This is a genomic window from Anaerotignum sp. MB30-C6 (assembly GCF_030908465.1).
Classification (GTDB): domain Bacteria; phylum Bacillota; class Clostridia; order Lachnospirales; family Anaerotignaceae; genus Chakrabartyella.
On sequence record NZ_CP133078.1, the window covers coordinates 1,505,864 to 1,518,048 of the forward strand.

At 41.4% G+C, this 12,185-nt stretch carries 11 protein-coding genes and 2 pseudogenes; 7 read left to right on the forward strand and 6 right to left on the reverse strand.

What is annotated here, in order from left to right; all coding sequences use genetic code 11:
• Nucleotides 1–39: 39 nt before the first annotated feature.
• Nucleotides 40–258: a transposon-transfer assisting family protein gene (locus tag RBQ60_RS07705; protein ID WP_307885917.1), complete on the reverse strand. Its 219-nt coding sequence runs from the start codon at nt 256–258 to the stop codon at nt 40–42.
• A 2-nt stretch (nt 259–260) separates the two neighbouring features.
• Nucleotides 261–2,594, reverse strand: coding sequence for a YodL domain-containing protein (locus tag RBQ60_RS07710; protein ID WP_307885918.1), 2,334 nt, complete (start codon nt 2,592–2,594; stop codon nt 261–263).
• A gap of 161 nt (nt 2,595–2,755) precedes the next feature.
• Between RBQ60_RS07710 and RBQ60_RS07715 the strand changes: the two genes are divergently transcribed.
• Nucleotides 2,756–3,685 carry a hypothetical protein gene (locus RBQ60_RS07715; protein ID WP_307885919.1) on the forward strand — a complete coding sequence of 310 codons (930 nt, stop codon included), beginning with the start codon at nt 2,756–2,758 and terminating at the stop codon, nt 3,683–3,685.
• Between the two features lie 10 nt (nt 3,686–3,695).
• On the opposite strand, the gene RBQ60_RS07720 is transcribed toward RBQ60_RS07715, so the two are convergent.
• From RBQ60_RS07720 to RBQ60_RS07735, 4 genes are read right to left on the reverse strand one after another with little or no spacing between them, the layout of a single operon-like run.
• The gene (locus RBQ60_RS07720; RefSeq protein ID WP_307885920.1) at nt 3,696–5,759 is read right to left on the reverse strand and encodes a type IA DNA topoisomerase; all 2,064 of its coding nucleotides are present in this window, start codon (nt 5,757–5,759) and stop codon (nt 3,696–3,698) included.
• Nucleotides 5,760–5,763: 4 nt separating this feature from the next.
• Nucleotides 5,764–5,928: a hypothetical protein gene (locus RBQ60_RS07725; RefSeq protein WP_307885921.1), complete on the reverse strand. Its 165-nt coding sequence runs from the start codon at nt 5,926–5,928 to the stop codon at nt 5,764–5,766.
• The gene (locus RBQ60_RS07730) at nt 5,925–6,635 is read right to left on the reverse strand and encodes a DUF4366 domain-containing protein (protein ID WP_307885922.1); all 711 of its coding nucleotides are present in this window, start codon (nt 6,633–6,635) and stop codon (nt 5,925–5,927) included. The genes RBQ60_RS07725 and RBQ60_RS07730 overlap by 4 nt, the downstream gene beginning before the upstream one ends.
• Nucleotides 6,622–6,840 (reverse strand): DUF4315 family protein, encoded by a 219-nt coding sequence (locus RBQ60_RS07735; protein ID WP_307885923.1) that lies wholly within the window; start codon nt 6,838–6,840, stop codon nt 6,622–6,624. The genes RBQ60_RS07730 and RBQ60_RS07735 overlap by 14 nt, the downstream gene beginning before the upstream one ends.
• Nucleotides 6,841–7,408: 568 nt before the next feature.
• On the opposite strand from RBQ60_RS07735, the pseudogene RBQ60_RS15445 reads away from it, so the two are divergent.
• The 6 genes and pseudogenes from RBQ60_RS15445 to RBQ60_RS07765 all read left to right on the forward strand — a co-directional run.
• A pseudogene (locus RBQ60_RS15445) lies at nt 7,409–7,554 on the forward strand (secretion protein F); the annotation flags it as partial.
• Between the two features lie 20 nt (nt 7,555–7,574).
• A pseudogene (locus RBQ60_RS15450) lies at nt 7,575–7,983 on the forward strand (DUF4320 family protein).
• Between the two features lie 189 nt (nt 7,984–8,172).
• Nucleotides 8,173–8,622, forward strand: a complete 450-nt coding sequence (locus RBQ60_RS07750) for a MarR family winged helix-turn-helix transcriptional regulator (RefSeq protein WP_307885924.1) — start codon at nt 8,173–8,175, stop codon at nt 8,620–8,622.
• 115 nt (nt 8,623–8,737) lie between these two features.
• Nucleotides 8,738–9,091 (forward strand): carboxymuconolactone decarboxylase family protein, encoded by a 354-nt coding sequence (locus tag RBQ60_RS07755; protein WP_162360806.1) that lies wholly within the window; start codon nt 8,738–8,740, stop codon nt 9,089–9,091.
• 13 nt (nt 9,092–9,104) lie between these two features.
• Nucleotides 9,105–10,814 (forward strand): dihydrolipoyl dehydrogenase, encoded by a 1,710-nt coding sequence (gene lpdA / locus RBQ60_RS07760; RefSeq protein WP_307885926.1) that lies wholly within the window; start codon nt 9,105–9,107, stop codon nt 10,812–10,814.
• A gap of 73 nt (nt 10,815–10,887) precedes the next feature.
• Nucleotides 10,888–11,784 carry a lipoate--protein ligase gene (locus RBQ60_RS07765; RefSeq protein ID WP_307885927.1) on the forward strand — a complete coding sequence of 299 codons (897 nt, stop codon included), beginning with the start codon at nt 10,888–10,890 and terminating at the stop codon, nt 11,782–11,784.
• Nucleotides 11,785–12,185: the final 401 nt, after the last annotated feature.

Sequence of the window (12,185 nt, forward strand, 5' to 3'; positions counted from 1 at the left end):
TAATTCTATGTTTTGTCACAAAAATGAGTAGGCTTTCGCCTACTCAAAATCAGCCACAAGCTCACCCGAAAGGCTCTCAAATTCCTCATCACTCATGGATGACAGCTTATCCATAACCGTTTTGGTAAGTGCAAGCAGTTCTGTTTCATCTGCCGCAAGGTGGTTTTGCATTTCCGAAAGCTCAGAGAGCAAATCAGCCCTTGAGCCTGTATTGTAAATGCACATCAAATTGCTTTCCTCTACTGTAAATCTACTCATAATCATCGCTCCATTTCCGCACCGATTGAGGGTGCTTTTTTTGATTTTTCGTGGTGCTGTGATGGCTTTGTTGCAAGCTGTTCCATAACCGATTGTTTTTCTTCCCTGCGTGTAGCAGCAAGCAAATCCATAAGGGAGATAGGCTTGCCGTTTTCGGATTGTTCCTCAAGCTCTGCCACAGTAGGCTGATTGTTGATGATACCGTCAATCTGATTGAAGTTTTGCTCTGTGGACAGCTCAGCAGTGCGGAGGGGGTTATCTATATTCACAATAGCAAAGGCACGGGTGCCGTTGCCCATAATGAGATACGCTCCGTTATCTGAAGAATGATGATAGCCGTAGCCTGCCTGCTCCATTTGCTCCTTGGTCATAGTGGTAAGTGAAAAACTACCTCTTGGGGTATCAATTTTTTCACCTGTCACATAGCTGTCCGGCACAAGGGGTGTCGGCTCTAAAAACTGTGGCAGTTCCTTAAAACCAAAGCTATCCACATAATGACAGGATACAGCGCCATCTACATTCAAGGCAACGATGTCACTGACAGAAAGCGAATGTCCCTTAAAATCTGTGGGGTGGTTTACATTAAACTGCTCATACAGCTTATTAAGAGAATGGCTTTTATCGCCGTCATAATCAGTAAGAGGGGCGGCATAGACAAGCTCATAGTTGCCACGCTCTACGGTCAGTCCAAGACTATTGAGCTGCGTTGTTCCCTTAAAGCGGTAATCACGCATATCCTCACTGCATTTTAGCTGATAAATGGCATAAGCATTTTCGTCTTGTTCCATGAAAAGCTGTTCCTTGACTTCTTGTGAGAGCTTGCCATCGCCTTTTATTTCTTCATACTCCTGTAATGCAAGCCAGTCTACTTTTTCGATACCAAACAGACCATCGTGATTTTCAATATCCACACGGTCAAAAGCCATCGCTTCGATGTTGTTCTCATAAAGCAAATATATGGCTAAATCCTGTTCCCACAGCTCTATGGCTCGCTCTTTAGAAAGCGGTAACAGCTCATCGGCGGTATAACCATAGGCATTGCGGTCATCAATGCTCACCGTGGGGTCGGGCATAGGATAGTCATGTTGGATAGGCTCATCAATCCTCTGTTCCTCGGTAGTTCTGCTTTCAAAATGTTCCATTAGGTCATCAAAGCCGTTCCAAACATCGTCAAGCACCAGTTTGCCGTCACCGTCCACAATAACACAGGCAGCACCGTCACCGTGTTCCTCATGCTCAAGAAGATAGTATTTTGTGCTGTCCACCACCTCGGTATCAACTACATACCAAGTACCGATATGTCCGTCCACCGCAATGTTATAGCCGTCCTCGGTAATCTGCCCTTTGTTAAGGTCGGGGGCTTGCTCCGGCACAGATGCTTCAGTGGTCAAATCAATGCCACGCTCTTTTACAATTTCAGCAAAATGGGTATCAATGCCGGTTATCAGCTCTGATGAGGTTTTGTTGATGGTTTCCAGTGAAGCCCGAAGCTCGGCAAGTTCCTTGCCTTTGCTCCAAGAAGCAATATATCCCAAGCTATTCTCGGCGGTTTGTATGCCGTAATAGCTGCAAACAGCAAAGGAAATACTTTCTGCTTCAACTTCCTCTGTGTTGCGGTTTTTGGGCTTATTGGGCATTGGATTTTCGCCCTGCTGTGCTTGCAGCTCTTTTGCTATCTCTCGGTTATGCAAAAGAGAGTGTGCTACCTCGTGAATGGTGGCAGAAACGGTCTGCGCCCCGCTCATGCCCTCACGGATTGCAATGCGTTTTTCCTCTGTGTGATAGTAACCGTCGGTATCCTTGGGAAGTGGCATAATTTCAAGGGGAACAGGTTCGGTGCGTTTAATAGCTTCCATAAACACCTCAAATTGTGCCACATTGCCTGTTAAATCGCTTGCAAGGGTGGGTAACGGCTCGCCCTCGGTTTGGGATACATCAAATACAGATACCACACGAAACATTGGTATCTGTACTTCCACTTCCTCGGTCTGCACCTTGCCGTTTGTATCAAGGATAGGGGCTTTGGTTTGTGGGTCGAGTTTATCTCGTTCCTCCTTGATTTTATATGGTGTAGGTGCAATAATTTTAATGCTTTTTTCGCCCTTTTTTACAAAGCGTGAAAAGCCATCTCGCCATTTGTTAAAGCCTGCCACAAGAGTGGCATCGGGCTTTTGCATGGAGATAAGCATGGTGTTGTTAAACGAGTATTTGTGAAAACGGCTCATGGTCTGAAGATAGCTTTTGTATTTGTCGCTCTTAAAAAGCTCTTTGATACCAGTTTCAATGCTGTCGGTTATTTCTTTTAACCGTTCTTTGGGGTTTTGTTTTTCTGGCATAGGGATGTATTCCTTTCAATATTTACATTTGGGTGTTTCTTTCTTTTTGGTGGCATGGTAAAATTAGTAATAAGGAAACCGCCCAATTTGATTTGGACGGTACAAACTCTTAAATATGTTTTTTAGTTGCAATTTACAAATAGAGGAGGAGGAAACTAATTATGATATGTGCATATTGCGGAGAAGAATCAAAAGGTACAAAAGAACATATTATTTCTTGTGCTATATTAGATTTGTTCCCAGAGTGCTTTGCCACAATTGATAATATAAGAGGTAAAATTCATCAAGGAGACCCAATGGTGAAAGATGTCTGTGCAGTGTGCAATAATAAAAGAATTTCTTATATTGACTCTTATGCTAAACAATTTGTTAGCACATACTTTATTCGTAAATATGATAAAGACGATAGTTTAGAATTTGAGTACGATTACACCTTGCTTCAAAAAGTTCTTTTAAAATATTCATATAATGATTTGCGTTCTCGCAAGGAAGATACTTCGTTCTTTACTAAATCCGTTTTAGAATTTTTGATGCATGAAGATATTACTCAACCTCTAAGAAATGTAACCCTCTTGAGCGGTCTTGCTGTTAATACTTCCCCTGCTCCTGATTATATGTTCGGTAATAACAAGATTAGATGGGGCAAAAATCCTGCAATGCTCTCTAATAGCATTATCGAGCGTATAAACTATGAAACAGGAGAAATTCACCATAGAGAGAACAATTCTCGGCAAGAATTTGAAAAACTGAATTTTTCATATGTTTTTAGGTTTAACAGTGTACAATTTTTGTTATTGTGTTGGGAACATGATATTTCAGATGAGGAACTGCAAAAAAACAATATTATACTCAAATATCAATATCCATACACTATGCTAACTGAAGAAGGTCATCATTCGCTGTCACGATGCACAAGTGAAACCACATATCATTTTGAAATGTTAATTGATGTTAGTTGGGGGCAAGGGATTTTTGATGATATAACTTGGATGCGTGGTACTTATTCAGATTCCAGTCAGCAATACTTAAAAGAAGTGGAAAAGGCGTGGAATAAAGAAGAAGAAAATCTTGCGAAAAAATTTCCACGATAAATTTGTCAATCTACTTTTTCACACCAAACTCCATTGTGAAATTCACATACTGCCCACCAGTGTCATCAAGGATAGCCACACAGTCATAGGTCTTGCCTGTCTTTTTGGAATAGCAGCCTGTGAGAGCTACCTTGCCGTTTTTGAGAAGCTCTGTAACAATCGCTTTTGTTACGGACTTTTTCTTTGCCGTGAAAAAGCGATTTTCTTTCCAAATGGCAAAACCACAAGCCTTATCTGAACAGCAAAAGCCCTTTTTGTTCTCGGTGACAGCACCACTGCAACGAGGGCATTTTCCTACGCTTTCACGGTCAGATGGGAAAAGAGTATCAGCTCCCTTAATTACTTCATAGGTCTTTACAAGGGCAGAGGTCATATTCACAATTTCTGATAAAAACGCATCAGCGGTCAGTTCTCCACGCTCCACAAGTTTTAGCTTTTCTTCCCACTCGGCAGTCATAAGCGGTGACTGCACCTGTTCGGGCAGTACGGTGATAAGGGCTGTGCCTTTGTGGGTGGCAGTGAAATATTTTACCTTTTTGTCACCTTTTCTTTCTGCAAGCCCCGATTTAATCAGCTTTTCCAAAATGCCTGCTCTCGTTGCCGGAGTGCCAATGCCTTTACGCTCGGTATCTACCTCGGCTTTGTTGGCATTTTCCATAGAAGAAAGCAGGGTGTCATCTGTAAAAGGCTTGGGCGGTGAGGTTTTGCCCTCTTTCATTTCAGCCTTTGCGGTAAAGACTTCTCCCTGGGCGATACTCGGCAGGGCTTGGTATTTATCCTCTTTGTCCTGCTCGCCTTTATAGAGCTTTTGCACTGCCTTAAAACCGTCTTGAATTACGGTTTTGCCTTTGGCGGTAAAAAAAGACTCACCGCATTTTGCCGTGATAACTGTTTCGCTAAAACGGTGGGTATCACCTATGGCAACCAAAAGACGAATAGCAAGAAGAAGCAGGGTTTCACGCTCTCCGGCAGGCAAGCTCTGCACATCAAGCACCTTGATATTCATAGTAGGGATAATGGCATGGTGGTCGCTAACCTTTGAGCTGTCAATGAACTGTGCTGTATTTACTGGCAGCTCGGTAGCTTGTGGCATAAAAAATCCTGCCGTAGCTTTGGCTAAGACAGGAATAGTGTTTTCCATATCCTCGGTTAAAAATCTGCTGTCTGTTCGGGGATAGGTGATATACTTCTTTTCATAAAGGCTCTGTGCATACTGCAAGGTCTGTTCGGCGGTAAAGCCCAACAGTTTATTGGCTTCACGCTGTAAGGTAGTAAGGTCATAGAGCTTGGGCGGTTTTTCCGTCTTTTCCTTTTGCTCCACGCTTTCTATTGTGACATTTTGACCGTCACAGGCCTGCAAGATTTGCATAGCTTGTGCTTTACTTTTCAGCTTTTCGCCTATGAGAGAAAATCCATTACAGGTAAGGTGTACCATATAAAACGGCTCGGGCTTAAAGACGGAGATGGCTGCATCACGCTCACAAATCATAGCAAGGGTGGGTGACATCACCCGCCCAATGTTTAGAGTCTGCCCATAAAGGACAGAGAAAAGACGAGTGGCATTGATACCAACAATCCAGTCCGCTTTTGCCCTGCACAGTGCCGCTTGATAGAGGTTGTCATATTCTTTGCCGTTCTTTAGATTTTCAAAGCCCTTTTGAATAGCCGTATCCTCAAGGGAGGAAATCCAAAGTCGTTTGACAGGCTTGTTACAGCCTGCCTTTTCATAGACAAGGCGGAAGATTAGCTCACCCTCACGCCCTGCATCGGTGGCACAGATAACGGTATCTACTTGGCTGTCGTTTAAGAGCTTTTTCAGTACAGTAAACTGCTTTTTGGTACTGGATGAAACTTGGTACTGCCAAAGGGCAGGAAGTATGGGTAAGTCCCCATACCTCCATTTTGCATATTTTTCATCGTAGCTGTCAGCGGCGGCAAGTTCCACCAAATGCCCCACGCACCACGATACAATGTAATTATTCCCCTCGGTGTAGCCGTCCTTGCGGCTTGTTGCACCCAATATCTTAGCGATACTCTGTGCAACGCTTGGTTTTTCTGCAATGACTAACTGCATATTTTTATCCCTCCTTATCCTGTTTAGGGGCTTCGACTTTTTCATGCACAACAATCAGTTTGCGGATTTTCTGCTCCTTTTTGGGCGGTCTGCCCTTGGCAGGAGCAGAGGAATACTGCGGCTTCTGCATCATCATTTTTTCAAATACGCTGTCTGTAAAATAGGTCATTTCACATCGTCCTCGCTTTCCGCTGCAAAATCCTCCTGTTCCTCAGAGATAGGCTCATATTCCTCATCGTCCTCATCGCTGTAATCATATTCATTTACATTGGGGTTGCTCTGCGGCTTTGTCTTATTTTTTGCTACCTTGAAATAGTAGAAAATACCACCACCGATTAAGCTCACCACAAGGACAAGTGCCAAAATCCCCACTGGATTGCCTTTTTCCGTTTCGGGCTGTGGCTCGTCAGTAGGAGCGGTTACTTCGGCGGCTTTGCCTGTGCATTTTGTTTTGTCAGTGCTGCATACAGGGCAATCGGCATTTACTGCACCCACTTCGCATTTATCGGTACAAGAGCAAACTTTAGGCTCTACTGTGCCGTCCTCCATAAGAGCAAGCAAGTCAGCTTCGTCTACCATGTTGAGCAGATAAACATTGTCCTCTTTGCCTGCTCGGTCGATGACAAGATAGAAGTAGTTGCCGTTCTTGGATACAGCGGTAATGAACTGCTTATCAATCTCGTCTGTTCGCTCCAAATCGTCCACAAGGGTTAAATTGCCCTCGGGGGTAAGAGGGGTGGTAGACGATGTTTCGGTGGTGACAGGCTCTGTGGTATCTTCTCCACCACCACTGGCAAAGGCTGTGGTAGAAAAAGCGGTAAAGCAAAGCACCGTCACAAGTATAACGGCGAAAATACGGATTTTAGATTTCTTCATTCTTGTTTTCCTCCTGTTTTTCAGATAAAAAAGGCACACCGCTTTTGCTGCGGTATGCCATAATCACATCGTTTAAATTTTCTGTGCTGATTTTTGCACCTCGGATAAGCCCGATAATTTCAAGGTTTTCAAACTCGGTCTTTTGCTTATTCAGCTCGTCCCATTTCTCTTGCAAAAGCACCATTTTGTCCTCAGTTTTCTTCATATCGGACAACATAACTTAATTGTTGGTTTTTTTCAGGAGTATTGTTGCAGTTATACATATCCAAAGAACTATCTCCTCTCGTTGAGAATTACTACGATACTGCTTGTAATGTTGGGACAATTCACAATTATCCTACACTATAATATGTTGACTAATATTAAATGGTTCAAAACTTTTCTGTCTCCCATTCCAAGTGGGCATTAAATATATTTAATAAAAAAGCATGGAGAAGATGCTCGGTGGGGCGTTCATGGGGTGCGATTATTTTTAATAGATTGTTGCCAGAGGCTGTCCATACTGTAGGCATCAGATGAATTCAGATACTGTTTCACGAGACCGATGCTCGTTCTACTTAATCAGATGAGGGGAGATGCATCATAATGAATAAATGGCGCTGTCCCACAGGGGCTCCACCTGACCAATCCTTGTGAATTTGAAGAAAAGGAAGCCAAAAAATTTACAAAAATATTCTATCTGAGCTGCTGCCATACCCTATGGTGGTAGCTCACTTTCATTCGTAGATTGGATAGGTTTGTAGGTTCTCACCAAATCATCTACAAAAACCATCTTAGCCTTGCAACGACTTAAGGCACAGGCAATGAAAACGCCACAAAAATAAGGATATTTAGTTTTACCATGTTATTGTGCTTTCTGATGACCTATATCGTGATTATAGTCTATGAAATCATTCGTTCCCTTGGCGGAATGCTGTAAGGGGGGGGGCAGAAACTAAAATAAATAAAATGAAAAGGGCATTCAAAAAAAATCGTGGTGAAGGATATATTGATGTGGTGGTGCTTGTTCTTTGTACCATGCTGGTGATTTCTGTGGCGGTTAAAGTGTTTCCGTCCTACATCGTCAAACAACAGGCGGATGCATTTGCTACAGAACTTGTGAGAGAGGCGGAAATTGCAGGACATGTGGGGACGGAAACCTCAAGGTGAGAACAGTTTCTCTCCGAAAAAACAGGAATCAACCCAAACTGTTGTCTGAACAAAAATAGGAAAAATTTATCTGAATGAGGAAATTTCTGTGATTGTTAGCTATGAAGTGAATATTGGAATGCTCAATAGTTTCGGCTCTTTTTCTATCACTTTAAAAGCAATGGGAAAAAGCGAGGTATATTGGAAATGGCCACAGTGATGCTGAGTTAATCTCATTTTAATAAAGAAATATTGGCGAAAATTCACAATGGTCCTGTTACTTGTGTTATTAAAATTCCTGAGCAGATTAAGTTTGTATATTGTTTAATAGACAAGAGGGATAGTATTTGGTATACTTTTAGTACTTTATGGTTTCTGAAATCAAAATTATTTAGAGGGGAACATGAAAATGACGGAATTTGATATACGCCAATGTGTTAATTATATCACATTAAATAATACAAAGAAATTGAGTGAAATCTTTGGAAAGTGGCTAGATGGCTCTGGTATTACGAGGATACAGTGGATTGCACTCTTCTTTTTAAAAACCAACGGTAAACTCTCTCAAAGAGAACTTTCACAGGCAATGGAGATTAATGATTCCAGCGCTTTAAGGTTGGTTGACCGATTGGAAAGAGATGGTTTTGTAACCCGCACGAGAAGTAAGGAAGATCGAAGAGTCATTCATTTGGATTTGACACAGAGAGGTTCAGACCTCATGGATAAATTATTGCCAATTGGTGAGCAGTTTAACCAAGTCCTCATCCAAGGGATACCACAAGAAGAAATTGAAATTTTTATCAACGTTCAAACAAAGATGTATAAAAATATCATAAATGACGAAAGATCTCAGATATAGCTCTGAGATTTTTATTTTTGTGCAAAAATCTTATTGATTTTAAAAATCCTATTTGCTATAATAATAATTGCATAGGCAAACTTTAGTATGACAAATAAAAAATGGAGGTTATCTTATGTACAATGTTAGAGAAATGTTGAATGGTTTTGTAGGTGGTTTAGAGAACTTAGCGACAACAAATGGTGAAGCCGTAGGCGCATTTATGGGTTTACTTGGTGCAACATATGAGCCAGGTGCAGTAGATATTAAGACAAAGGAACTTATCAGTGTTGCTATCGGATGTTACAACAGATGTGAATATTGTATTGTATACCATTCATATAAGGCTCTAGAAGCTGGTGCTACTAAAGAAGAAATCATTGAAGCGGCAATGGTTTCAGTAGCATTTGGCGGTGGACCTTCAATGGCGTATTCTGTAACGTTATTAAAAGAGTGTTTAGAAGAATTTGCAAATGATTTTACAGCGTGAATAGGGTGATGAAATGAAAGATATTATAATTGACAAGATGTCTGGTCATGATCAAGAGGCGAAAGTTGGACAAGTTAAAGTAGCCGTTGGCGATGAAGTTCAAGAGGGAGATATCCTACTAACGCTTGAATCAGGTAAGGGTGCTGTTAAAATTTTAGCGAGCGTTCATGGTCTGATTCAGTCTTTAGATGTCCAAGATGGCGATGTCGTAAAGAAAAATCAGAAAGTTGGTGTCATCAAAGTCGCTGCAGGTTACCAATGCGAGAAAACTGATCCACCAAAGAAAAAGGGCTACAGTTTTGGAATCAGCACCCCGATGAAGGAAGACATTCACTGTGATGTCTTAATCGTTGGGGGCGGTCCTGGAGGTTACGTAGCAGCCATTAGAGCATCGCAACTTGGCAAGAAAACGGTTTTGGTTGAGAAAGATGCCCTCGGAGGTACGTGCCTTAACTACGGTTGTATTCCAACAAAAGCTTTAGCGCACAGTGTCGAAGTTCTAGAAGAGATGAAAAGTGCTTCTAAACTGGGCTTTCAAGTGGATAACATCCAAATAGATTTTCAAAAAACCATGGCCAATAAGGATCAGGTTATCCAAACCTTGGTCGGTGGTATTGGGGGTTTGATGAATAGCCATCAAATTCGAGTAATCGATGGTGAAGCTGTTGCAATAGATGCTCAAACTATTGTCGTTAAGACTAAGAAGATCGATGCGACGATTAAATTTGATAAATTGATCATTGCCGTGGGATCTAGTGCCTTTAAATTGCCGATTGAGGGAAGTGACTTGTGTGATATTCTCACCAGCACAGAAGTACTGGGGCTTAAAGAATTACCAAAATCATTAACCATTATCGGTGGCGGTGTCATCGGTATGGAAATCGCATTTATTTACAATGCACTAGGGAGTGATGTCAGTGTCGTGGAGTTCTTGCCTAGAGTGATGAGCGTATTAGATTCTGATGTCAGTGATGTGGTATACCAATCAGCCATTGAAAGAGGCATTAAAATCTATGAAAGTGCGAAGGCGACAAGCATTCGTGAGACGCTAGATCAGACCTTTGTAACGGAAATAGAAGTAGAGGGCCAAGCGCATCTCATCAGTAGCGAGAAAGTTCTTATGGCGGTTGGTCGTAAAGCGAACTTAGATGCACTTGATCTTGAAAAATTGGAAGTAGAACTTAATAAGCGTTCAAATGGTATCGCTGTTAATGAACACATGCAGACCAGCAATGAGAATATCTACGCAATCGGAGATGTAACCAATATCATTCAATTGGCACATGTGGCTTCTCATCAGGGGATGGTAGCAGCTGAGCATATCGCAGGACAAGATAGCAAAATGCATTACGATTTAGTTCCTTCAACCATTTTTACAATGCCAGAAGTTGGCGCAGTTGGACTCAATGAAGTAACTGCTCAAGCAGAAGGTTACTCAATCAAAGTGGTTAAATTTCCATTTATGGCATCTGGTAAAGCAGTTGCAATGCATGCTACAGAGGGCTTTGTAAAGCTTATTGTTGATACGGAGAACCAGGTACTCTTGGGTGGAGCAATTGTGGGAGCGCACGGTACAGATTTGATTGCGACGATCAGTGAACTCATTAGAAGTAAAACAAAAATCCCAGATGCCCTTGAAGCCATTTATGCGCATCCAACCTTAGGCGAAACCATTCATGAGGCTTTATTGATGGCAGATGGAAGAGGAATTCACTTTGGATAAATTCAAAAAACATACATTAGTAATAGGTAGGAAAGCAGATACCATTGATAATCTTTCGATTGAAAACTACCTTATGAAACGATGCGAGCCCGATGAAATCATACTCTTCTTATGGCAGAGTCATCACACCGTGGTTATAGGGTGTCACCAAAACCCCTATAAAGAATGCAACCTACCCCTTATGGAAAAAGACCAAGTTCAATTGGTTAGACGTAAATCGGGTGGTGGTGCAGTGTATCATGACCTTGGAAATTTGAATTTCTCATTTATAACGCATTTAGATCGAGCGGATGTTCAAAGAAATTATCAATTGGTTATTAAGGCGTTAAAGGCTTTTGGGATTGAGAGTACACTAAGTGGTCGCAATGATTTGACGGTCTCGGGCAGTAAATTTTCTGGGAATGCTTTTCTAGAAGAAGATGGTGTTCACTGTCATCATGGTACTTTACTGATTGAATCCTCTTTAGAGCTATTGTCAAAGTATTTGACACCCTCTAAACTAAAAATTGAATCCAAGGGCATCGACTCTGTGAGATCTAGGGTTGTCAATTTGAGTACACTTTCAGAAAAGTGTACTGTATCAGAAGTGAGGCATCAATTGATTGAAACGTTTAAGTCAGCGTTCGACGGCGTCTTCCATGAAGAGGGAACAATTTTGCCAGAATGTTATGAGGCGTATAAATCTCATTATGATCAGTGGTCGTGGCAAATAGGGAGTATTCCGCAGTTTAATATTGAATACGAATCCCGTTTAAGCTGGGGGAGTATCATGGTTCAGCTGGAAGTGCAAAAGGGTATTGTCGAAAACTGCCATTTGTCTACGGACGCACTAAATGATGAAAACTTTCAACAATTAGGCCAGGCTTTCATAGGTAAACGATATCAAAAAGAAACTATTTATCAGTGTATTCATCAATGGATTTCCGATGAGACCATTAGAAGAGATCTTATTGAGATGATAATAATTTAAAAAATTGAAACTGTTGCACTAAATAATGATTTAGTGCAACAGTTTTTTTTATGGCAACAAATAAATCCCAGACTTGAGAGTAAGGGATTTATGGTAAAAATATATATGACCAAACACATTAACTTACAAAACAATTACGATAACTGGGTCATTTTATCCAGAATGGTGTCTGATGCTAAATTTTTCGTAGTATCCGTTTTCAAGAAAATACCCCTCAATCAAGGAAGCAGTAGGTCTTGGCGACATTATTTTTGTCTAGTCAAGTTATGTTGAGGTTGTATGTCTGTTGCAAGGAATAAAACTTTTTCGGAGTGTATCTGTAGATCCCCCCGTAAACTTTGCGTTGTTTGTTACTCAATGATCTTTTATTTTACGTGTATGAAAAGAGAGGTTCTTGCCTC

Bases quoted from the DNA above. Each gene is read 5' to 3' on its own strand.
- RBQ60_RS07705 (WP_307885917.1), bottom strand. From the start codon at position 258: ATGAGTAGATTTACAGTAGAGGAAAGCAATTTGATGTGCATTTACAAT.
- RBQ60_RS07710 (WP_307885918.1), bottom strand. From the start codon at position 2,594: ATGCCAGAAAAACAAAACCCCAAAGAACGGTTAAAAGAAATAACCGAC.
- RBQ60_RS07715 (WP_307885919.1), top strand. From the start codon at position 2,756: ATGATATGTGCATATTGCGGAGAAGAATCAAAAGGTACAAAAGAACAT.
- RBQ60_RS07720 (WP_307885920.1), bottom strand. From the start codon at position 5,759: ATGCAGTTAGTCATTGCAGAAAAACCAAGCGTTGCACAGAGTATCGCT.
- RBQ60_RS07725 (WP_307885921.1), bottom strand. From the start codon at position 5,928: ATGACCTATTTTACAGACAGCGTATTTGAAAAAATGATGATGCAGAAG.
- RBQ60_RS07730 (WP_307885922.1), bottom strand. From the start codon at position 6,635: ATGAAGAAATCTAAAATCCGTATTTTCGCCGTTATACTTGTGACGGTG.
- RBQ60_RS07735 (WP_307885923.1), bottom strand. From the start codon at position 6,840: ATGAAGAAAACTGAGGACAAAATGGTGCTTTTGCAAGAGAAATGGGAC.
- RBQ60_RS07750 (WP_307885924.1), top strand. From the start codon at position 8,173: ATGACGGAATTTGATATACGCCAATGTGTTAATTATATCACATTAAAT.
- RBQ60_RS07755 (WP_162360806.1), top strand. From the start codon at position 8,738: ATGTACAATGTTAGAGAAATGTTGAATGGTTTTGTAGGTGGTTTAGAG.
- lpdA (WP_307885926.1), top strand. From the start codon at position 9,105: ATGAAAGATATTATAATTGACAAGATGTCTGGTCATGATCAAGAGGCG.
- RBQ60_RS07765 (WP_307885927.1), top strand. From the start codon at position 10,888: ATGAAACGATGCGAGCCCGATGAAATCATACTCTTCTTATGGCAGAGT.